21 protein-coding genes are annotated in these 22656 nt (G+C 58.1%); 14 read left to right on the forward strand and 7 right to left on the reverse strand.

The window, feature by feature from the left end; all coding sequences use genetic code 11:
* Positions 1 to 2: 2 nt before the first annotated feature.
* From CPY64_RS16035 to CPY64_RS16065, 7 genes are all read right to left on the reverse strand, one after another.
* On the reverse strand, positions 3 to 1064 hold the full coding sequence (locus CPY64_RS16035) for a pentapeptide repeat-containing protein (protein WP_042485773.1): 1062 nt from the start codon (positions 1062 to 1064) through the stop codon (positions 3 to 5).
* A complete protein-coding gene (locus tag CPY64_RS16040; RefSeq protein WP_042485770.1) occupies positions 1064 to 3586 on the reverse strand; it encodes a DUF2169 family type VI secretion system accessory protein in 2523 nt (840 codons plus the stop codon). Before CPY64_RS16040 ends, CPY64_RS16035 begins: the two co-directional genes overlap by 1 nt.
* Positions 3587 to 3705: 119 nt before the next feature.
* Positions 3706 to 4194, reverse strand: coding sequence for a hypothetical protein (locus CPY64_RS16045; RefSeq protein ID WP_042485767.1), 489 nt, complete (start codon positions 4192 to 4194; stop codon positions 3706 to 3708).
* A 14-nt stretch (positions 4195 to 4208) separates the two neighbouring features.
* Positions 4209 to 6560: a type VI secretion system Vgr family protein gene (locus CPY64_RS16050; protein WP_042485763.1), complete on the reverse strand. Its 2352-nt coding sequence runs from the start codon at positions 6558 to 6560 to the stop codon at positions 4209 to 4211.
* Between the two features lie 2 nt (positions 6561 to 6562).
* A complete protein-coding gene (locus tag CPY64_RS16055) occupies positions 6563 to 7159 on the reverse strand; it encodes a DUF3540 domain-containing protein (RefSeq protein WP_042485759.1) in 597 nt (198 codons plus the stop codon).
* Positions 7160 to 7384: 225 nt separating this feature from the next.
* Positions 7385 to 8578, reverse strand: a complete 1194-nt coding sequence (locus CPY64_RS16060; RefSeq protein ID WP_042485757.1) for an acetyl-CoA C-acyltransferase — start codon at positions 8576 to 8578, stop codon at positions 7385 to 7387.
* A gap of 19 nt (positions 8579 to 8597) precedes the next feature.
* Positions 8598 to 11030, reverse strand: a complete 2433-nt coding sequence (locus CPY64_RS16065) for a 3-hydroxyacyl-CoA dehydrogenase/enoyl-CoA hydratase family protein (protein ID WP_080723770.1) — start codon at positions 11028 to 11030, stop codon at positions 8598 to 8600.
* A gap of 644 nt (positions 11031 to 11674) precedes the next feature.
* Between CPY64_RS16065 and CPY64_RS16070 the strand changes: the two genes are divergently transcribed.
* The 14 genes from CPY64_RS16070 (at position 11675) to hisB (ending at position 22655) form a co-directional block, all read left to right on the forward strand.
* Positions 11675 to 12250 carry a chromate transporter gene (locus tag CPY64_RS16070; protein WP_026483647.1) on the forward strand — a complete coding sequence of 192 codons (576 nt, stop codon included), beginning with the start codon at positions 11675 to 11677 and terminating at the stop codon, positions 12248 to 12250.
* Entirely contained in the window at positions 12247 to 12777 is a 531-nt protein-coding gene (locus CPY64_RS16075) for a chromate transporter (RefSeq protein ID WP_042485755.1), read from the forward strand. Before CPY64_RS16070 ends, CPY64_RS16075 begins: the two co-directional genes overlap by 4 nt.
* 187 nt (positions 12778 to 12964) lie before the next feature.
* Positions 12965 to 13789 (forward strand): ABC transporter ATP-binding protein, encoded by an 825-nt coding sequence (locus CPY64_RS16080; RefSeq protein ID WP_042485752.1) that lies wholly within the window; start codon positions 12965 to 12967, stop codon positions 13787 to 13789.
* Positions 13786 to 14571, forward strand: coding sequence for a lipid asymmetry maintenance ABC transporter permease subunit MlaE (gene mlaE / locus CPY64_RS16085; protein ID WP_042485749.1), 786 nt, complete (start codon positions 13786 to 13788; stop codon positions 14569 to 14571). The genes CPY64_RS16080 and mlaE overlap by 4 nt, the downstream gene beginning before the upstream one ends.
* A gap of 21 nt (positions 14572 to 14592) precedes the next feature.
* Entirely contained in the window at positions 14593 to 15069 is a 477-nt protein-coding gene (gene mlaD / locus CPY64_RS16090) for an outer membrane lipid asymmetry maintenance protein MlaD (RefSeq protein ID WP_026483643.1), read from the forward strand.
* 38 nt (positions 15070 to 15107) lie between these two features.
* Complete coding sequence (locus CPY64_RS16095) at positions 15108 to 15887, forward strand: MlaA family lipoprotein (protein WP_042486097.1); 780 nt, start codon at positions 15108 to 15110, stop codon at positions 15885 to 15887.
* A gap of 38 nt (positions 15888 to 15925) precedes the next feature.
* A complete protein-coding gene (locus CPY64_RS16100; RefSeq protein WP_042485746.1) occupies positions 15926 to 16597 on the forward strand; it encodes an MlaC/ttg2D family ABC transporter substrate-binding protein in 672 nt (223 codons plus the stop codon).
* Between the two features lie 186 nt (positions 16598 to 16783).
* Positions 16784 to 17575: an ABC transporter ATP-binding protein gene (locus CPY64_RS16105; protein ID WP_009455490.1), complete on the forward strand. Its 792-nt coding sequence runs from the start codon at positions 16784 to 16786 to the stop codon at positions 17573 to 17575.
* A gap of 95 nt (positions 17576 to 17670) precedes the next feature.
* The gene (locus CPY64_RS16110; RefSeq protein WP_042486095.1) at positions 17671 to 18429 is read left to right on the forward strand and encodes an ABC transporter permease; all 759 of its coding nucleotides are present in this window, start codon (positions 17671 to 17673) and stop codon (positions 18427 to 18429) included.
* A gap of 4 nt (positions 18430 to 18433) precedes the next feature.
* Positions 18434 to 18682 (forward strand): BolA family protein, encoded by a 249-nt coding sequence (locus CPY64_RS16115; RefSeq protein ID WP_009455487.1) that lies wholly within the window; start codon positions 18434 to 18436, stop codon positions 18680 to 18682.
* Positions 18675 to 19934 (forward strand): UDP-N-acetylglucosamine 1-carboxyvinyltransferase, encoded by a 1260-nt coding sequence (gene murA, locus CPY64_RS16120; RefSeq protein WP_042485744.1) that lies wholly within the window; start codon positions 18675 to 18677, stop codon positions 19932 to 19934. The genes CPY64_RS16115 and murA overlap by 8 nt, the downstream gene beginning before the upstream one ends.
* Positions 19934 to 20608: an ATP phosphoribosyltransferase gene (hisG, locus tag CPY64_RS16125; protein WP_042485741.1), complete on the forward strand. Its 675-nt coding sequence runs from the start codon at positions 19934 to 19936 to the stop codon at positions 20606 to 20608. Before murA ends, hisG begins: the two co-directional genes overlap by 1 nt.
* A 129-nt stretch (positions 20609 to 20737) precedes the next feature.
* On the forward strand, positions 20738 to 22042 hold the full coding sequence (hisD, locus tag CPY64_RS16130; protein WP_042485738.1) for a histidinol dehydrogenase: 1305 nt from the start codon (positions 20738 to 20740) through the stop codon (positions 22040 to 22042).
* Between the two features lie 25 nt (positions 22043 to 22067).
* On the forward strand, positions 22068 to 22655 hold the full coding sequence (gene hisB, locus CPY64_RS16135) for an imidazoleglycerol-phosphate dehydratase HisB (protein ID WP_009455482.1): 588 nt from the start codon (positions 22068 to 22070) through the stop codon (positions 22653 to 22655).
* Position 22656: the final 1 nt, after the last annotated feature.

Below are 22656 nucleotides of genomic sequence, written 5' to 3' on the forward strand. Positions count from 1 at the left end.
CCTTATTCAAGATTCATGTGGCGCGCCGTCCAGCTTTCAGACTCGTGCAAAGCTGGGTCGTTGGGCAGGCAGCCTGCGGCCTGTTCTTGCCCGGCTTTGTCCAGCAGACAGCGATGAAACTGGGTGCGTTCAAAATGCGCGCCATCCCAACGGGCACGGCGGCAATCTGCATACGAGAAATCCGCATAACGCAGCTGGCTATACTCGAAACGGGCCTGCTCCAGCACCGCTTGCGCGAAGTAGGCTTGCTGTAAAAAGGAAGTCCGAAAATCTGCCTCGGGGGCATGGGCTTGAGCCCACAGGCTTTGGGTCAGATTCGCCTCCCGAATCTGCGTCCCTTGAGCCTGCGTCTGGACAAACAAAGCCTGGCTGGCTTGCACCTTGTTGAGCACAGCCTGATTCAGGGTGGCAGACTTGAAGTTTGTGCCGCACAGACGGGCGTGGCTCAGGTCCGCCTGAGTAAAGTCGGACTCCATCAAGACACTGCCGCTGAAATCCAGCCCGGACAGGTTCATGCCGTGGAAATTGCAGGCTTTGGCCGTCACTCTGTTCCAGCGGCTGCCGGCCAAAATACTGCCACGCCAATCCATGTCGGTGACCACCACGTCCTCCAGCCGGGTCGATTGCAAGGACAAATCCCCTGCGCGGCAGCCCGTCCAGGTACAGCGCTGCAAAAGGGCTTGGTCGAAGTTTCCCGCCTGCAAAACGCATTGCGCCCAATGGGTGTCGCTCCATGCACCACCCTGCCAAATGGCTCCCTTCAAATCACAGTCTTGCCACATGACCTCACTGGCCTGGACATGCTTGCAGGACAGGTCGGTAAGCACGCATTCCATGAAGACACAGCCATCCAGCACACTGGCGTCCAGCACCGCCCCGCTCAAGTCACATTGATGGAAGCGGCTACCCGCCAGATTGACGCCCAAGGCTTGCACACGCGGCAGACGGCAAGAGATGAACACGGCCCCTGAATAATCGCCCGGTGGCAAGTATAGATCACTGAAATCCAGCCCCAGCAAAGGCTCACCTTGCCGAATACGCAAACGCAAAGCATGTGCGTCCATCAGGCTTGTCCCCCGGCCGGGTCGCGACGTGCCGTGCGCAAATACAGATTGCGGCTGCGGGTACGTGCATCCGTTTGCAAACCCATCAAGTCAGCACGGAAGAAGTTCACGGTATCCAGCATCGTGCCCTGAACATTCGCGCCCCCGGCCAGGCTATTGCTCATGTCCACCTTGTTCAAGGTGGCCAGGCTAAAGTCGGTCTCAATCAGAATGCAATCGCTCAGGCGGGCCTGCGTCCACTGCGAACCCTGAAGATTGGCACCGGATAAATCACAGCGAATCAGCTGGGCGTGTTCAAAGCAGGATTGCGACAAATCCAGCCCACGCAAATTGCTTTCTTCCAGGCGGGCACCGCGCCAATTTGACCCTGGCATGGCCAAACCGGACACCACACTTTGACGCCAGGTGCTATCACGGCAGTCGACGACACCGTCCAACAGGCCCAGCAGCCAGGACGAGTCCTCCAGGCTGGAGCCCTTCAAGGACAAACTCCGCAGATCACAATCCAGCCAGGCGCATTGCTGCAACTGGCAATCCAGATAAGACAATTCAGACAAGCGCGAGCGCATCAAATACTGCACACCCTGCAAGTGTGAGGCCTCAAAGGTGCAGCGCAGCAGGTCCACATCCAGCCACTCCTGCTCCTGCAAATGGGACTGCTGAAACAAGACATCCTGCCAACTGGACTCGCGCGGCTGCCATCGGGCTGCCTGTACCTGGCGAAACTGTACGGATTGCAGCACAGCCGCACTGAAATCCACATCGTCCAATTGAGACTGATCGAATTGAATCTGCTCCAGTCGCGCCCGCACAAAAGTGGCTCCAGAGCAGTCTGCTCCTGCAAACGTGCCTTGTTGTAGAACCGCGTCGTTAAAACTGGTGCCGACACAGCGCACCCCGGAGAAATCGAAGTCCTGCAAATGCAGACCGCTCAAATCCAGACCAGATAAATTGCGAGTTCCGGCCAGAATCAACTCCACGCGCCTGCGCAGCCGCTGCTGACGCAGATCGGACGCAGCAGGCGGCACAGGGGCATAGGTTTGCATCGCCCGTCTGGCCTCCTCCATGGGTTTGGACAACAAGCCCGACACAGGGGCTTGATCGCTGGCTGTGGCATCCAGCTCGCACAACATGCGCTGCGTATCACGAACCGTCACACGGGTGCTGGCCTGATCCTGAAAGGGAGATTCACGCTGCAAATCCTGCACTTTCGCCATGCCCTCCTCCATCTGCTGGCGCGCCTCCCATTGCTGGCGATTGGCTTGGCGCACTTCCTGCACCCAATCCGTCCGGTCCACGTCCATGGGCTTGGGAGGCCCGACCTGCGCCAGGGAAAACAACTCGTTCTGCCAAGCCGGGTGTTCGTGTGCCGCGTCCTGCGCCCATCGCTCCAGGCGCATCCGCATGGTCAAGGACAAGGGGTCGTCTGAACTAGTCTGAAAATCATCCAAGGGCGCACAGCAGTCAGCGGGTAGCAAATCCTGGTCGCGCAAGGCAAATAATCCTGCCTGATCGCCTTCGCTACGCAAGCGCAGCACTTGCTCGTAATGGTCCTGACCACGCGGCATCCCCAAAGGCTCCAAGGCGGGCATCAGCAAATTCACATCTTGTGCCTGCGCGTCCTGGACCGGCACGCTTCCTTGATACAGCAAGAGCATGTGGCCCAAGTCAGGGAAGAACCAGACGGTGGTGTGCCGTAGCTCCAGCTTTTGCAGGCCGGGTAGACGACGATCCTGATACCAGCAGATCGCCTCCCACTGCGGCAAGCTGCCGCTCCACTGTGGCCGTTGGGCGTGCAAATGGTGCAGCTCCCAGGAACTGTCTGCGGGCCAATGACTGTGCTCACGCCACCACTGGTCCGGTTCAGCAGCATTGAAAAAATGTGGGTCCAGACTGTCCAGCATCATGCCAGGATCGCCTTGCTGCCAGGCAGGGTCATAACGGCCCGCCAAACGAAAGCGGCGTGGTCGCAAAGGCGATACAGGCCCCAAGCCCGCTGGACGGCCCTGCTGACCAAAACGGTGCAAACGCCCTTCCCAAGGCTCTACCTGTGGCAAGCAAAGCGGCTCGTCAGGACTGGTTATTTCCATCCCCATGCCAGCAGGATTATCAGGATACTGCGGCCCGCCCCAACTACGGCTGCCATCCAAAGGCACGCGGGTAAAAGGCTCTGCCTCGCCCGGTCTGCCTTGCCGCCACTGACGTTGCCCAAATACAGCCAACTGCTTTTCTATCGGGCCAACACGCGCTTGTACAGCCAGTTGAGATACCGGCTCACCACCCGGAGCGCAGGCATGGCCAGACACCAGAAACTCTGCACAAGGTTTGGGCAAGGCCAGATCCAGCACATCATCGTCCTGCATCAGGTCGGATACGCTTTGCCACATGCGTGCATCGGTGCTCAAGACATGCGGGGCATCCATGGAGCACCAGGCCTGTACCGACACGCTTAGCGCGTGTTGCCCGCGCCAGCTCCAAGGGCGTGCCAGAATACCCAAGCGCAAGGGTTTTACGATGCGCATGAAATTTGTCCTTTGGGAAAGCACGAGCAGGACTGGCTTGGAGCAAGGGTCCTGCCTGACTGCACCGGACCAGCGTGTGGGTCATCCCCGATCAACTGCAAAACCAGCGCCACCATCAATCAATCCCCATAGGAGTTGGCGGCGGGTTTCAGCTGCAAGGTCACCTGTTCGCGGTTCAGAGCGCACAGCTGAGCATTGGCCGGATCGCACAGTACGCTGACCCAATTACCCGCCTTGAATCGCTTGTTCAGTTCGGGCTGTACAAGCACATCCACATGGGTTTTCTGGCCATCCACGTCCAGGCCCAGACGCACCAGCGGATAAGCGGATTTGAAGACTTCTGGCAGCAGTTCATCCTGAGAGACGATCATTGCCTGTTGGGGGACGACTTCGGCACGATGCAGACGCTGATACAAGAGCTCTTCAGGACGGGCACGCCAGTAACGAATAAAGCCTCTGTATCCGGCCACAAAACCGCCCACTGCGATCAGCATGGGCAAGATGACCAGATAAGGCAGCCAATCTCGCCATTCCAGGGCAATACCAATCGAAATCATGATGGCCCCCATCAAGGCGCTGAAAGCCATCCACATAATCTGTCCCAACATCGTCGTGGACGTCCTTAAAAAAAGATGTGCAAGCCGGACTTGGCCAAACGCAGCGCCGAACTGCCGACGCGCACTGCCTGCTTGCCCAGGTACACCGCACTGGTCTTGATGGCGGCGTAGGCTTTCTCGTCCTTGAAGGCCGAGTGGTCCATCTTCATGACGGCAGCCTGAAAATTGACCAGATAGCCCTGTGCCCGGATACCCCAGGCATCCAGAGAGGAAATCGTGCCGTTCAGGCGAAAGCCCGTCACCTTCTCGGTATGCGGGATCCACCACTTTTCAATACCCGTGACATTCACCTTCCAACTGGGCGTGGTGATATTCACGCCTGTTGAGGCGGTGATGTCCACGGGCCCGGAAATGCTTTTGGTCAGATTGCCGGTCAGGGTGTCGGTGACATTGCCGGTAGTGGTCAGATCCACATCACCCGTAACGGTTTCTTTGACATCCCCGGTCACGGTGTAGTCCACCGCGCCAGTAATCGTGCGGGCGTAGTCACCGGTTTGGGTGGAGTCGCGGGTGCCGGTAATTAAATCCGTGACCTCGCCGGTGACGGTATGGGTGACATCACCCGTGATGGTTCGGGTCAGATCGCCCGTCAGCGTATCGGTGACATTGCCCGTCACGGTGCGCGTCACATCGCCGGTGTGGGTTCGGGTCTGCTCACCTTCTATGGTTTCAACCAGGTCCCCGATGACTGTTCGTACGACCCCGCTATTGAAGGTCTCGGTTTCCAGATCCTGCACCGTTGTCGTGCGGGTTGCCATGACGCTCAAGGTATCGTGGCCTGTGACCACAGTAGTCCGGTTACCGTCGACGGTATGGGTTTCGTCACCCTCGACTTCCGTATCCAGATTGCGCTCAGCATGCAGCCAGATACGCTCCTGCCCGGCTCTGTCCTCGAACATGAAGGCGTTGGCATTGCTCGGATCGCCGTCCTTGGAGCGGCTTAAAAAACCGCTTTGTGTGGCATTGTCCGGCAAGTTCCAGGGCGGCATATTACTGGCGTTATACACGCGGCCAACGGCAATGGGCCGGTCCGGGTCGCCCCCCAGAAAGTCCACAATCACTTCGTCGCCCACTCGGGGCAGCTGAATGCCACCAAAGCCGCCACCTGCCCACGGGCTGGAAACGCGCAGCCAGCAGGAGCTGTTTTCATTAGCCTGCCCGTAACGATCCCACAGGAACTGAACCTTGATACGGCCATATTGATCGGTCCACAGCTGCTCGCCGCTCTTGCCCACCACCTTGGCGGTTTGCGGGCCGTAGGTACGCGGAATAGGTGTGCGTCGCAAAGGGCGATAGGGCTGGCTGGACGGGATCACCAGAAAATCAATGAAGTAATGGCTGGCCATGCCGCTCTCGCCGGTATGGCCTACATCCAGAAAGTCGTAATCGACCTGGGTCACCAGATAGTCTCGGTTGTCCTCGGGACGTGGATGATTGCGCACGGACAGCAAATAGCCCGGCGCGACACCGCGTGCATTGGTCTGGGCCTGTGCCTGACTGCGTACCGCCTGCAAGGCTTCCAGCCGCAAGCGGGAGTAATGCTCGCCGTGTTGAGGCTCGGTATAACCACCGGCCCATTCGTAGACTTCCAGATCACCCAAGGCGTGTTCAGCCGGGTTGCTGCGTGTAGCGTCCAGGCTGGCTCCCGGCTTGCAATAGTCGTAGTCAGCTGTCGCATAGCGACCCGGAGTGACTTGCTCATACGGGTGCCAGGCGTGAATGTGCTCGACATCAGGATGCGCCACCCGGTCGGGGGAAACAAAGGGCAGCTCAGACAACCAGGGTGCAGCCGCGTGTTGACCGGCATCGTCAGCCATCACCAGGGTATGGGCACCATTGCGATGCTCGAACCAGTAGTAAATCCCCTCGCGCTCCATCAAGCGGCTAACGAACTGAAAATCGCTTTCCTGATACTGGACGCAATAGGTTTGGCGCGGGTAGTCCTGCGTCAGGCGCGACTCCCAGGCAAAGGGGTAGCGGCCCAGCACATCCTGCAAGACCTCGGGCACGGTCTTTTCCTGAAAGATCCGGCTGTCCATGTTCTGGCTCAAGAACCAGAGCCAGGGGCGCAAGGTGGCCCTGTAGGTGTAGAAGCGGTCGCTGCGGCCAGTTTTACCCATCAAGCGAAACGCACTGATGCGGCCATCCAGAAAACGTGGCACCGCAAAAGGTGTTTTGATTTCCAGGCTCAGGGACTCGCCCAGCAAGCTGCGCAAATCCAGCAAGGGAGTATTGCAGACCACGTCCACTTGCAATTCAAAGGGCTGTGACAAGGCTTCTCGACCCTGCAGAGCCTGGAACAGCAAGACTTCCGGCCCCAACGGGCTATGCACTTGTACAAGACGTTCTGTCAGCATGCTTACCCCATATGGATTTGGTCAGCGTCGACTTTGACCAGCTCGCGAGCGGTCATCAAGGTATGGCGGGCATGCAAACGCATTTGATGCTGGGCCTGCACATCCATGCGGCCCCCACGCCAACGCTCCTCTTTTTCAGTCAGACGAAATACGTGATTGCACACTTGGGACAAGCGATCCGCCACGGTTTCCTGAACCCGCGACAAGATCCGCAATGTGCCCGCCGTCAGGCTCATTTCCCGGCCGGATTGGCGCAAATGGCCGCCTGCCTGCAAAGTCAGGTCTGCCTCGGACTGAATATGCACGCCACCCTGTGCAGCCTGCACATGCAAGCCTTGCTCAGCAATCAGATGCAAAGCCCCGCCCTGGGGCCGCTCCAGCACGGCGAACACATAGGCCTGCTCGCCATCGGCACCGCCTACCCAGACCTTGTCGCCCACTTGCGGCTGCACCAGGCAACTGACGGCCTGCGGCACAATCCAGCAGCGCTCGCCGCAGTCGACCTCAAGCTGTCCCGACTCCAGACGGGCCTTGACCTGTCCTTGCCAGAACAAGGGGGGAACGTGCAGGCTGGACACCATGCGCGAGGGCAATCCCATACATCCTCCGTGTGAGCTGTTCAACACAATGAAAAGGACTATGGCGCGAGCCCATGTCTACTCTATGACAACAACAAAACTTTACTTTTTTGACATTTAGCGGGTTTTAACCAAATTTGCTTACACGTATTGCGCTATTACCCACCGATACAAGGGAGAGCCAATAAAAAAGCCGCCCGAAGGCGGCTTTGTCCAGCAACGATAGAAACAGCAGCAGATCGGAAATTATGTGCGCTCGAAAATCCCGGCAGCGCCCATGCCTGTACCGATACACATGGTCAGCATGCCGTATTTCAGCTGACGACGCTGCAAGGCATGAACCACAGTGGCGGCACGCATGGCACCGGTTGCACCCAACGGGTGACCCATGGCAATAGCGCCACCCAGCGGGTTGACGCGCTCGGGGTCCAGGCCCAGATCACGGATCACCGCCAGAGATTGAGCAGCAAAGGCTTCGTTCAGCTCGATCCAGTCCATCTGATCTTGCTTCAGACCGGCCAAGGCCAGCGCATGAGGCACGGCTTCTTTAGGACCGATACCCATGATCTGCGGAGGCACGCCACGAACCGAGAAGGTCACAAAACGGGCCAGCGGCGTCAGATTGTGCTCGCGCAAGGCACGCTCGGAAACAACCAGCAAGGCACCTGCCCCGTCCGACGTCTGCGAGCTGTTGCCGGCCGTGACCGAGCCACGCGCAGCAAACACAGGACGCAGCTTGCCCAGCACTTCCAGGCTGGTATCAGGACGTGGACCTTCGTCACGATCAACCACTTGGGTTTTGACGGAGATTTCCTGAGTGCTCAGGTTCGGTTGACGACGTGTCACCGTCACAGGCAGAACTTCGCCCGTGAACTCGCCCGATTCCCAGGCCTTGACGGCTTTCTGGTGCGAAGCCAGGGCAAACGCATCCTGATCTTCACGGGACACTTTCCACTGACGCGCCACTTCTTCAGCGGTCAGCCCCATGCCATAGGCAATACCGTAGTTCTCGTCCGAGGCGAAAATCTCGGGGCTGAACGTGGTGTTCACGCCCATTACCGGCACCTGGCTCATGGACTCCACGCCCGACGCCACGATGATGTCTGCCTGGCCCGTACGGATACGGTCGGCAGCAATCGCAATGGCGCTCAAACCCGAGGCGCAGAAACGGTTGACGGTCATCCCGGCCACGGTGTGCGGCAGGCCTGCCAGCAAGGCAGAAATACGCGCAACGTTAAAACCTTGCGGGCCTTCAGGAAGGGCGCAACCGGCTACCACTTCTTCAATGGCGGCAGGGTCCAGTTTCGGTACATCGGCCAGCATGCCGCGAATGGCTTCCGCCAAGAGCTCGTCAGGGCGGTAGGACGAAAACACACCGCGAGGCGCTTTTCCGATGGGCGTACGCTTGGCAGCGACGATATAAGCTTGTTGTACAGTCATGTCTACTCCTTGATCCGCTCTAGTTACGCACTGGCTTGCCAGTGGTCAACATCCCAGTAATACGTTCCTGGGTCTTGGGGGAATTGAGCAGCTCCAGGAAAGCCTGCCGCTCTTGCGCCATCATCCATGCTTCATCCACCAGCGAGCCTGGATCCACATCGCCCCCGCAGATCACGGTTACGACCTTCTCGGCAATATGGAAGTCATATTCCGAGATGAAACCACCTTCTTTCATGTTCACCAGTTGCGCTTTCAGCGTGGCGATGCCATCGCGGCCGGCAACCGGGAAGCGACGTGGCAATGGAGCACGCCAACCGGCGCTGGCCAGAGCCTGTGCCTGACGAACGGCCACGTAAACCAGTTCCTGACGGTTCATGACGATGGTGTCGGACTCTTTCAGGAAGCCAAGCTGACGGGCATCCAGAGCGGAGCGCGACACCTGAGCACTGGCGATCGCCAGTGCAAAGCGCTTCAGGTAAGCCAGCAGCGGGGCATCAGGTGCACCCATGGCTTGCAGTTCAGCCGAGCGACGAGCCGAGTAAGCCAGACCACCTGCGCCTGGAACCAGACCCACACCCACTTCAACCAGACCAATGTAGGACTCGAAGTGAGCAACGCGGTGCGCGCAATGCACAGCCAGTTCGCAACCGCCACCCAAAGCCAGACCGGCAACCGCAGCCACTACAGGCACCTGGGCGTAACGGATACGCAGAACCATGTCCTGCATGGCGCGCTCTACAGGCTCAACGCCGGCCACGCCTTCTTTCTCGAACACGGGCAAAATGGCTTTCAGGTCAGCGCCTGCGGAGAATGGATCACCATCCTGAGCCACCACCAGAGCCTGGTACGAGGCTTCGGCCAGTTCAATTGCCTTGAACATGCCATTGACCACACCGGGACTCAGCGTGTGCATCTTGGTCTTGAAAGACACGATCAGCACATCTTGTGGGTGCGGTGCGGGCAGCGTCCAGCAGCGTACCGATTCATCCTCGAAAACCGTAGTGGTTTCCAGAGAATCAACCTCGCCCACCAGCAACGGCGTGCCAATGTGACGCAGGTAAACGGGCAGATCGCTACGGCCTTCAAAGCGGCTTTGCGACGGATTCCAGGAACCGGCAGCGGTATGTACGCCTTGCGCTTCCCACACAGGACCACGAGTCGCCCAGTCTGGCAGCGGCTGGCTGCTTAATGTCTTGCCGTCTTGAATATCCTGGTTGATCCACTCGGCCACCTGACGCCATCCGGCAGCCTGCCAGATCTCGAACGGGCCTTGCTTGTGACCAAAACCCCATTTCAAGGCCAGGTCCAGCTGACGGGCGTTGTCGGCAATGTCTTGCAGATGAATGGCGCTGTAGTGGAAGGTGTCGCGCAGCACCGCCCACACGAATTGAGCCTGAGGCTTGTCGGACTCACGCAGCTGGCGCAGGCGCTCAGCCGGGTCACGTACGGCCAAAATGGCGGCGACATCGGGATCGATTTTCTGGTCAGCGGCCACGTAATCGCGCTGCTGAGCGTCAAAACGCTGGATTTCACGGCCCTTCTTGCGGAAGAAACCGGCGCCGGTCTTCTGACCCAAAGCGCCTGCATCAATCAGGCCCTGCACTTCTGGGGGCAGGCCAAAGTGTGCTTTGAAGCTGTCATCGGGCAGTTGATCCTGCATGGTGCGGATCACGTGTGCCAACGTGTCCAGACCAACCACGTCAGCAGTACGGTAAGTACCCGATTTGGCGCGCCCCAGACGAGTGCCCGTCAATTCATCAACCTGCTCGTAAGTCAGGGAGAAACGGCGAGCCTGCTCAAACACGGACAGAATGCCAAAAACACCGATGCGGTTACCGATGAAATTGGGGGTATCTTTGGCACGAACCACGCCTTTGCCCAGCTGCGATACCAGGAAAGTTTCCAGAACATCCAGCAGCTCGGGCTGGGTGTACTTCGTGGGGATCAGCTCCACCAGGCTCATGTAGCGTGGTGGGTTGAAAAAGTGCACGCCGCAAAAACGTGGGCGCAGCGCTTCAGGCAAAACGTCTGCCAGGGAAGTGATGGACAGGCCAGACGTGTTGCTGGCGATGATGGCGTTCGGGTTCAGTGCTGGCCCGATCTTGCGGTACAGGTCCTGTTTCCAGTCCAGACGCTCGGCAATGGCTTCGATCACCAGATCGCAATCGGCCAGACGGTCCAGATTGTCGTCGTAGTTGGCGGGCTCGATCAGGTCTGCCAGGTCTGGCGTACCCAAGGGAGCAGGATTCATTTTGCGCAGATTGGCAATGGCACGGATAGCGATGCCATTTTTTGGCCCCTCGCGGGCGGGCAGATCAAACAGAACTACTGGTATGCCTGCGTTCACGCAATGGGCGGCAATTTGCGCGCCCATGACGCCGGCGCCGCACACGGCGACCCGACGCAAGGTACGGGCACTGCCCGTCACTGCACTGGCTGAACTAGATGTCATAGGTTTGTCTCCAGGAAACTGAAACCCCACGCAGCATAAGGTCCCAAACGGACGCTCTACGATGCGAGGCAATCGAATAATCGTACACGCACAACCGGTTTTAAGACCATAAAGTCTTTTTTATTTTCAATCAAAGATGGGCATAGATCAAATCCATCTTCATGAAACTGTCCATGTTTGGATCCGGATCGGCCTGTTCAGCCGCTCCAACAAGCAATCATAAATTCAAACGATCGTTTCAATCTCTTTTATTTCAACAGATTGAACCCATAAAAAGCTCATTACACCCTTCATTAGCAGCCGAAAGCACCCGCCCCCTAAAGCGGGCATCACACATGGTTTCAAGTTATTTTTTTTATTCTTTTCTTATTTATTTCAATTCATTTTTTATTTAATTTTTGCGCTCACTTTAATTAATTTTTATCTTTAAATATTTCAAACAAATAAGCAGCGCTTGGGGATAGAAAAAAATTTGAGCAACCCCTGCCCGACGGCCGTTTTCTTGCCGATAAAGGCCCCCCGCAGCTCCAGCAAGAAGAATCAGCCCCCTACCCGAGCGCACAAGAGGGCAAAAACGGCTTAATTTGTATGCCAGAATGTTCAAACTTCCACTTTTGACGAGCCCTATCCGCCTTCATTGCTCTATGACCCGGTCTCAAGAAGCTGCCCCTTTATCCCTGAGCGCTCTATTTCTGATCTTTGCCCGCATTGGCCTGACCAGCTTTGGCGGGGGCTTGAGTGGCTGGTTAATGCGTGAGTTTGTCGTCCAGCGACGCCTGATGAGTCAGGCAGACTTTCTTAGCGGCCTGGCTCTGTCCCAGGCACTGCCCGGCATCAATGTGGTGAATCTCTCTATCTGGATTGGTTACCGACTGCTGGCCGGACCGGGGGCTTTGGTTGCCACACTGGGCATGGTGCTCCCCCCGCTGCTCCTGGCCATTTTCATGCTGATTGGTCTGGAACAACTGACGGGCTCTACCCTGGTGCCTCAGGTCATGGCCGGGATTGCCGCCGCAGCCATCGGCCTGTCGCTTGAAATGGGCGTACGCTCGGCACGCAGCGCAGCCACCGGAATCGTGCCAATTGCGATCATGTTGGCGGTTTTTGTTGGCATTTTCGTCATGGAATGGAGCCTGATCCCCGTTATTCTGATCTGTGCGCCACTGTCCGTCTGGTACGCCTGGCTGCAGCTTGGGGATAAAGCGGTGGAGCAATCATGATCACGGTGCTGCTCCAGCTCATGCGCGTGTTCGCGCCCCTGTCCTTTCTGACCATTGGTGGCGGGCAAAGCATCATTCCGGAAATTCACCGGCAGTCGGTGGAAATCCATGGCTGGCTCAGCAATCAGGAGTTTCTGGATCTGTTCGCCCTGTCACGCCTGACACCTGGCCCGAAGTCCCTGCTGGTCACCCTGGTCGGCTGGAAAGCCGCAGGCTGGGCCGGGGCCCTGGCCGCATCCATCGCCATTTTTCTGCCCTCCGCACTATTGATCTATTACCTGGCGACGATCTGGAAACGCTATGAAGGCACACGCCTCATCCGCGCCATCGAAATCGGGCTGCTGCCCATAGCCGCCGGGATGATTCTGGCGGCCAGCGGCACAATTCTGAAGGCAGCTCAAGGTGGACTGTGGGCCTGGGGGACGGCATTGGCCTGTACGGCCATTTTGCTGCTTAGCCGCATCAACCCCCTATGGCTGCTGGCAGGAGGCGGATTGCTGTTCGCCTTGATACAACCTGTTATCTAAAACAAATTTGACACATAAAAAGGCCCACCTGACGCTTGAACTCGACCGGAAGTAAGGGGCTGTATCAAGAGTCACAAAAAAGACCATGAAAACGTCAGGATCCCGCCTCCAGAAAGCGCAAGACATTGAGCCGCCAGAGCTGCAAGCGGTACAATAGCAGGTCCTTTTACCCCCTTTTGCCCGCGACATGGCTGTAAATACTGACCAAGCCGTACTAAATCTGGACTCCGCCTCGCTGGGCTATGGTGCCTTTACCGTGCTGGCGGACGTATCCATGAGCGTCCAGAAAGGCCAGGTCGTCGCCATGATGGGGGGTTCCGGTTCCGGAAAAACAACACTTCTGCGTGCTGCTACTGGACAAATTCGTGCTCAGAAAGGGACTGTTACGGTTTTTGGCCAGAACTTGGCCAAGCTGGACGGCGAGGCCCTACGCCAGACGCGTCAACGCATGGGGGTGCTGTTTCAGCAGGGCGCCCTGTTTACTGACCTGAACGTATTTGAAAACGTGGCGTTCCCCCTGCGAGAGCTGACAAACGACTCCGAAGCCGCCATTCAGGACCGTGTACTGGACAAGCTGGACGCCGTTGGCCTGCGCGCTGCGGCCCATTTGGGCATCAATGAAATTTCTGGCGGTATGGCTCGCCGGGTTGCCCTGGCTCGGGCCATTGTGCTGGAGCCCGAGCTGATTCTGTACGACGAACCCTTTGCCGGTCTGGACCCTATTTCCATGGGCATTACCGCACAACTGATTCGCGACCTGACAGACCGCCTGAACTGCGCCTCGGTACTGATTACGCACGATGTAGCCGAGTCTTTTGCCATTGCCGACCAAGTCTATATTGTTGGTCAAGGACGTTTGCTGACTCAAGGTACGCCCACCGAGCTGCGCGCTTCCCAGGACCCCTACGTGCAGCAGTTCCTGCGTGGCGAACCCGACGGCCCTATCGCCTTTAACTACCCCGTCACCCCGGCTTTTGAAGCCTGGCTGCAGAACCGGACGACGCGCTCATGAATTTCATTACTGCCCCGATTAGTGCGCTAGGCGCGGCCATCCGCAATAGCATTTACGGCCTGGGTGCCTTCAGCCGCCTGTTTGTGGCCTTGCTGGCCCGATCCTCGCTGTTGTGGCGTCGCCCGCGTCTGATTTCCCAGCAAATCCACTTTATTGGCAACTATTCGCTGCTGATCATTGCCGTTTCCGGCCTGTTCGTGGGTTTTGTGTTGGGCTTGCAAGGTTATTACACACTGAACCGCTATGGGTCCGAAGAAGCTCTGGGCCTGCTGGTCGCCCTGTCCCTGGTGCGTGAACTGGGGCCAGTCGTCACCGCCCTGCTGTTTGCGGGCCGGGCCGGCACGTCGCTGACCGCTGAAATCGGCCTGATGAAGGCTGGTGAACAGATTGCCGCCATGGAGGTCATGGCGGTAGATCCCTTGCGCCGCCTGCTGGTGCCGCGCTTTTGGGGCGGCATTATCGCCATGCCCATTCTGGCCGCCGTGTTCTCCATGGTCGGCATCCTGGGTGGCTATATCGTCGGCGTACAGATGATCGGCATTGATGCCGGCGCTTTCTGGTCGCAAATGCAAAACGGCGTCGATGTCATTGATGATGTACTCAACGGCGTGATCAAAAGCCTGGTATTTGGCCTGATCGTGACCTTGATTGCGCTGTATATGGGCTGGCATGCCAAGGCCACGCCCGAAGGCGTTTCTCGCGCGACCACACGCACGGTCGTCAGCGGCGCTTTGGCGGTATTGGGCACGGACTTCCTGCTCACCGCCCTTATGTTCAGTTAACTATTTAGGAATTGCTCAGCTATGAATCGCGAGAAAACCGATTTCTGGGTTGGCCTGTTTGTTTTGCTGGGGCTGGTCGCACTGGCATTCCTGGCCCTGCGTGCGGGTAACCTCAGTTCTTTTTCCTTTGCCAAAACCTACCAGGTATCGGCCAAGTTCGATAATCTGGGTGGTCTGAAACCACGTGCGCCTATCAAGGCCAGTGGTGTGGTCGTTGGCCGGGTCGGCTCCATTGGTTTTGACAATCAGGACTTCAAGGCCGTGGTTACCCTGGATATGGATGAGCACTACAAGTTTCCTGTCGATACCTCCGCTTCCATCCTGACGTCCGGCCTGCTGGGTGAACAGTATATTGGCCTGACTGCCGGTGGCGACGACAAGGACCTGCAAGGCGGTAGCACCATTACCTATACACAAAGCGCGGTTGTGCTGGAAGAACTGATCAGCAAGTTCCTCTACAACACAGCCTCCAGTGACGGCGGCTCCAAATCGGAGTAGTAAACCGCCAGCTCATGCTCATTACAGACGACACAATCATGAATACAACAACTCGCCGCTCTTACTCCCTGCCTCGTGGAGTCCGTTTGAGCCTGATCGGTGCCAGTGCTGCGCTTGTGGCTGGTTGCGCCAGCGTGCCCAACCCCAACCCCCAAGATCCCTGGGAAGGCATGAACCGTGGCATCTACGCCTTTAACGAAACCGTGGACGGCGCGCTGATCAAACCGATTGCAGAAGGCTATAACGCGCTGACCCCGCAGCCTGCGCGCACATGTATTAGTAACATTTTCAACAACCTGGGTGATGCCTGGTCGGCCGTCAACAGCTTCCTGCAAGGCGAGCACGTCGACTTCTTCAACACCCTGGGTCGCGTCCTGTTCAACTCCACCATGGGTCTGGGCGGTTGTATCGACGTTGCCACCATGAACGGCTCCAAGCGCATCCCCAACGACTTTGGCGTGACGCTGGGTGTATGGGGCATCAAATCTGGTCCTTACGTGGTTCTGCCCTTCTTGGGCCCCAGCACCGTTCGTGACGGTGTGGCACGCGGCACCAGCTTCCTGGAAGGCTTCTCGTCCACTGGCCCGATCATGGCCATCAAGGATGTACCCGTACGCAACAGCATCATGGGCCTGTGGGCTCTGGATGCCCGCGCTGGCGTGCTGGACGCAGAAAAACTTGTTAACGACATCGCCCTTGACCGCTACAGCTTCATACGCGACGCTTACCTGCAACGACGCCATGCGTTGGTGCAAGCCCGCCGTACCGGTGGCGACACTAGCCAGGATTTGCCTGACTACTCGGACGCAGACGAATAAAACGCCCTGCCCGCAGAACACTCATCTGGAGTTTTTTTATGATTTCCCGTCCCGCCTTGGGCGGGACTGCTTTGCAGTCCTCTCCCTCTCGCCTGATTTCCTGGATCCTGACCGCCTGTGCAGTGTTGGCCTTGTGTTTGCATGCGGTGGCCGCGCAAGCCCAAGCCGCTGACCCGAAAGGCGAACCCAACAAATTTGTTGAATCGGTCGGTAATCAGGCATTACAAGTGGTCAAGGAAAGCGACGCCATCCGCAAGGGTGACCGCGCTGCCATCCTGGCTGCCGTGAACGAAAACATCATGCCTTACGTGAACCTGGAAAAGACGACGCGCCTGTCCGCGGGCCGCTACTGGCGTCAAGCCAGCCCCGAACAGCGTCAGAAGCTGGTGGACGCGTTCAAGGGCACCTTGGTTCGCACCTACAGCGGTGCCTTGTCCCGTGTGGATGACAAGACCCAGCTGACCATTCTGCCTTTCCGTGGCGATGCCAATGCGGACGATGTGGTTGTACGCTCCTCGCTGACCCAGCCCAACGGCGGCCCGGTTGGCGTGGATTACCGCCTGGAAAAAACACCGGAAGGCTGGAAAATCTACGACTTGAACGTGGAAGGCATCTGGCTGATTCAAAACTACCGCAACCAGTTTGCCCAGCAAATTGAGCAAGGTGGCATTGATGGCCTGATTCAGGCGCTGAACAAGCAAAACAGCTAAGACAGGCCGTGGCAAGCACGGTCGCTTTGGTCGGGCTTTCCTAAGCAGACCAGAGTCGTACTCTATAATAAAGAGCCTGATCACCCCCAAACAGGTCTACGCCCATGCGTAGGCCTGTTTAGTTAACAAAGACGCTACCGCGACGACTTCCACCGCCACACCCGCGTCAGGCCAACCCAAATTGCCATGTCCGCCTTCAAACTCGATAACGTCAGCAAACGCTTCGCTCCCCAAAGCCGGGGACTCAAAAGCCTGTTTTCCCCTCCCCGTTCCGATGCCGGTTTTCTGGCCGTCGATCAGGTCAGCCTGACTATTGAACATGGTGAATTTTTTGGCTTGCTCGGCCCTAACGGCGCCGGCAAAACAACCCTGATTTCCATGTTGGCCGGCTTGACCCGGCCCACCAGCGGCCAGGTCAGTGTCTGTGGTTACGATGTGCGCACCCAGTACCAGAAAGCCCGCCAATCGCTGGGCGTGGTGCCACAGGAAATTGTTTACGATCCCTTTTTCACCGTCCGTGAAACCTTGCGTCTGCAATCGGGCTACTTCGGCCTGAAAAACAATGACGACTGGATCGACGAAATTCTGGCCAATCTGGCCCTGAGCGACAAGGCCGATGTGAACATGCGCGCCTTGTCCGGCGGCATGAAGCGCCGCGTTCTGGTCGCCCAGGCACTGGTGCACCGCCCCCCTGTCATTATTCTGGATGAACCCACTGCCGGTGTGGACGTGGACCTGCGCCGCACGCTGTGGGAGTTCATCATTCGCCTGAATCAACAAGGCCACACCATCTTGCTGACTACCCATTATCTGGAAGAAGCCCAGGCCCTCTGTGGTCGCCTGGCCATGCTTAAAAGTGGCAAGATCGTCGCCCTGGATACCACGCAAGCCATTATGGAGCGTGCAGGCGGCCACGATCTGGAGGATGCATTTGTGCGCATCATGCACAACGAAGGAAAAATGGGAGTCGCCCTGTGAGCCAGAACAACTCTCCCAAACACTGGGGCGTGCCCCAAAACACCGACGCCCCCGCTACCAAGATCGGTACCTTAAGCCTGCCCCCGCAGCCCAAGATGGGTTCGGGCTTTCCCACGCTGCTGCGTAAGGAGCTGATGCGTTTCTGGAAAGTGGGCTTTCAGACCATTGCAGCGCCCGTACTGACGGCGCTGATGTATTTGCTGATTTTCGCCCACGTGCTGGAAGGTCGCGTCACGGTATACGACTCCGTGCCCTACACCGCCTTCCTGATTCCAGGCCTGATGATGATGAGCATGTTGCAAAACGCCTTTGCCAACCCCTCCTCATCACTGATTCAAAGCCGCATCACGGGCAATCTGGTCTTTATCCTGCTGCCGCCGCTTTCGCACCGCGAAATCTTCGCCGCCTATCTGCTGGCGTCCATCGCCCGTGGCGTCTGTGTAGGCCTCTGTGTCTGGCTGGTATCCCTGTTCTTCGTGTCCCTGCCCGTGGCCAAGCCCTTATGGGTATTGGTGTTTGCCGTCATGTCTTGCGGCATCATGGGCACCTTGGGTCTGATCGCCGGACTGTGGTCTGAAAAGTTTGACCAACTGGCCGCGTTCCAGAACTTCCTGATCATGCCCGCGACATTCCTGTCGGGTGTGTTCTATTCGATTCATAGCCTGCCGCCGTTTTGGCAAACTGTTTCACACTGGAATCCGTTGCTCTATACCATTGACGGGTTCCGCTACGGTTTTTTTGCCGCCTCGGATATTTCTCCCTGGTTCAGCCTGACCGTTGTCGCCAGCGTCTTTGTTGCGCTGTGTCTGATTTCGCTACGCCTGCTTGCCTCAGGCTATAAATTACGGAATTGATTTCATGTTGCCGACCCCCGAACAAGTTCACCAATACATTGCCGACAACCTGCCCTGTGAACACTTGCAAGTGCAAGGCGACGGTTCGCACTTTGAGGCCCTGATCGTCAGCACCGCCTTTGAAGGCAAACGCCTGATTGCGCGTCACCAACTGGTTTACAAAGCCCTGGGCGACCGGATGAAAGCCGAAATCCACGCCCTGTCCATGCGCACGCTTACCCCCGACGAATACAAGGCCAATCCGAATGGATAAATTACGCATCACGGGCGGACAACGCCTGAATGGCGAGATCACCGTCTCTGGCGCCAAAAACGCTGCCCTGCCCATTCTGTGCGCCAGTCTGCTGACTGCCGACACGGTGTACCTGGACAATGTCCCGCGCCTGCGTGACATCGACACCACCCTGAAGCTCCTGGGTCAGTTAGGTGTCACCCAGGAACGCAATGGCACGCTGGAGTTGAATGCAGGCAACATCACCAATCTGGAAGCGCCCTACGAACTGGTGAAAACCATGCGCGCCTCCATTCTGGTGCTGGGCCCCCTGCTGGCCCGCTTTGGCGAGGCCCGCGTCAGCCTGCCCGGTGGTTGCGCCATTGGTCAACGCCCTGTGGATCAGCACATCAAGGGCCTGGCCGCCATGGGAGCAGAAATCCATGTCGAACACGGCTTTGTGAATGCCCGCGCCAAACGCTTGCGTGGTGCCGTGGTGCGCACGGATATGGTGACGGTTACCGGCACCGAAAACCTGATGATGGCGGCTGTGTTGGCCGAAGGCCAAACCATTCTGGAAAACGCAGCCCGCGAACCGGAAATTATTGATCTGGCCGAACTGCTGATCAAAATGGGTGCCAAGATCCAGGGCCACGGTACCGACCGTATCGTCATTGACGGGGTCGAGCGCCTGCACGGTGCCAAACACACCATCTGCCCCGACCGTATCGAAGCCGGTACATTCCTGTGCGCCGTTGCCGCTACGGGTGGCGAACTGACCTTGCGCAATACCGATGCTGACGCCATGGGCGCCACGCTGGACAAGCTGCGCGAAGCCGGTCTGCAGATTGAAGCCGGCCCGGACTGGATCAAAGCCAGCATGAATGGTCGCCCCAAGGCAGTCAGCTTCCGCACCAGCGAATACCCCGGTTTCCCTACGGACATGCAGGCTCAATTGATGGCACTGAACACCATCGCCGACGGCACTGCCTCGGTCGTGGAAACCATCTTTGAAAATCGCTACATGCACGTACAGGAACTGAACCGCCTGGGTGCACAGATTGATATCGAAGGCCATATGGCCGTCGTTACCGGCGTACCCTACCTGACTGGCGCCACTGTCATGGCAACCGACCTGCGTGCGTCGGCCAGCCTGGTCATTGCGGGTCTGGCTGCTCGGGGTGACACCACCGTCGAACGCATCTACCATCTGGACCGTGGCTACGACCGCATGGAAGCCAAGCTTCAGGCCGTCGGCGCCAACATCGAGCGAATCAGCAGCAAGGAAACCTAATGAGTCCCGCCGGTTTAAATCAACCTCTGACGCTGGCCTTGTCCAAAGGCCGGATTTTCGACGAAACCCTGCCTTTGCTGGAAGAGGCAGGCATCAAGGTGCTGGAAAGCCCCGAAACGTCGCGCAAACTGATCCTGTCCACCAATAATCCGGACCTGCGCCTGATTATTGTGCGTGCCACCGACGTGCCGACCTACGTGCAATACGGTGCCGCCCATATCGGGATTGCCGGCAAGGACGTGCTGTACGAGCACATGGAACAGCACCCCGGCGGTCTGTACCAGCCTGTGGACCTGAACATTGCCCGTTGCCGCCTGTGCGTGGCCGTGGCCGAAGGCTTTGACTACCATTCGGCTGTCAAGCAAGGTTCTCGCCTGCGTATTGCCACCAAATACACCCGTGCGGCTCGCGAGCACTTCGCCAGCAAGGGCGTGTATGTGGACCTGATCAAGCTGTATGGCTCCATGGAGCTGGCCCCGCTGGTCGGTCTGGCCGACGCCATTGTGGACCTGGTCTCCAGCGGCGGCACCCTGCGTGCGAACAAGCTGGTGGAAGTGGAAGACATCACCCCCATCTCCTCGCGTTTGATCGTCAATCAGGCCGCCATGAAAAACCGTGGCGCACAGCTGCAACCCCTGATCGACGCTTTCTCGCGCGCTTCGCTGGACGAGTAAACCCACCCCTTCTTCCTGCAAGGGGCAAACAGCCTGACAATCCTGCTTGTTCAAAAGGCGCAGACCGCCTTTTGCCTAAGCGAAATGTTATACACTGGCCCTTGAACCTTAGCTTTTTCCTATAGCGACATGTCACTGATCCATCGCCTGACCTCCCAATCCGCCCAGTTCGATGCCGAACTGCGCACGCTACTGGCTTACGAAGCGTCTGAAGACGCATCTATCGAGCACGCTTGTGCCGAGATTCTGCATCGTATCCAGCATGAGGGAGACACGGCCTTGCTGGATTACACCCAGCGCTTTGACCGCCTGGCTGTTGAACAGGCCTCGGCACTGGAAATCTCCAAGGAAGAACTGTTTGCGGCTCTGGACAGCCTGCCTGCCGATCAGCGCAAGGCACTGGAACAGGCCGCCGAGCGCGTGCGCCGTTACCACGAGCACCAGCGCACTGAAACCTGGACCTACACGGAAGCCGACGGCACCGTGCTGGGCCAGCAAGTCACCCCCTTGGACCGTGTGGGACTGTATGTTCCCGGTGGCAAGGCCGCTTACCCCTCTTCGGTTCTGATGAACGCCATCCCCGCGAAAGTGGCCGGTGTTCCTGAACTGATCATGGTCACGCCTACACCCGATGGCGTGCGCAACCCCATCGTACTGGCCGCTGCCGCCCTGGGCGGTGTCGATCGCGTGTTCACCATTGGTGGCGCACAAGCCGTAGGCGCGTTGGCTTACGGTACGGACACCATTCCTGCGGTAGACAAGATTGTCGGTCCCGGCAACGCCTATGTGGCCGCTGCCAAGCGCCGCGTCTTTGGCGTGGTTGGCATCGACATGATTGCCGGCCCCTCCGAAATCCTGATCATCAGCGACGGCAGTGCTCCTGCCGACTGGGTGGCCATGGACCTGTTCTCCCAGGCCGAACACGACGAGCTGGCCCAGGCCATCTTGCTGTGCCCGGATGCGAACTTCCTGGATCAGGTTGAAGCCGCTATCGAACGCCTGTTGCCCACCATGCCACGCGCGGACATCATCCGTCGCAGCCTGTCTGGCCGGGGTGCTCTGATCCACGTCCGTGATCTGGACGAGGCCTGTCGGATCAGCAACCATATCGCGCCGGAACACCTGGAAGTCTCTACCCGGAACGCCCAGGACCTGTTGGGCAAAATCCGCCATGCTGGCGCCATTTTCCTGGGCCCCTACAGCTCTGAATCGCTGGGCGATTACTGTGCCGGGCCTAACCATGTCCTGCCGACGGCACGCACTGCGCGTTTCTCGTCACCCTTGGGCGTCTACGATTTCCAGAAACGCAGCAGCATTATTCAGGTTTCAGAATCAGGCGCCCAAACACTGGGACCTATAGCCGCTACGCTGGCTCAAGGCGAGGGGCTGTACGCCCACGCTGCCAGCGCGCAATTCCGATTGAACCAATCCTGATACCGGCCTTGCCGCCGGCTCTGATATGCGTACCGCCGAGATTACCCGCAATACCAATGAAACCCGCATCCGCGTGGCCGTTAACCTGGACGGCACCGGCCGTCACTCGCTCAACAGCGGTGTGCCCTTTCTGGACCACATGCTGGACCAGATCGCCCGCCACGGTCTGATTGACCTGGACGTGCACTGTGAGGGCGATACCCACATCGACGATCACCATACCGTCGAAGATATCGGCATTGCGCTGGGCCAGGCATTTGCCAAGGCCGTAGGCAGCAAAGCCGGTCTGCGCCGTTACGGTCATGCCTACGTCCCCTTGGACGAGTCGCTGTCGCGCGTAGTGGTGGACTTCTCCGGTCGCCCCGGCCTGTTTTATTTTGTGCCCTTTACCCGCGCACGAATCGGCCAGTTCGATGTAGACTTGGCACGCGAGTTTTTCCAGGGTTTTGTGAATCACGCCCTGGTTTCTATGCACATCGATAACCTGCGCGGCGAAAACGCACACCACCAGTGCGAAACCGTGTTCAAAGCCTTTGGCCGAGCATTGCGCATGGCTCTGGAGCTGGACCCACGTAGCGAAGGCGTGGTGCCTTCGACCAAAGGGGTTCTGTAAA

The sequence above is a fragment of the Alcaligenes faecalis genome, from assembly GCF_002443155.1.
Taxonomy (GTDB): domain Bacteria; phylum Pseudomonadota; class Gammaproteobacteria; order Burkholderiales; family Burkholderiaceae_B; genus Alcaligenes; species Alcaligenes faecalis.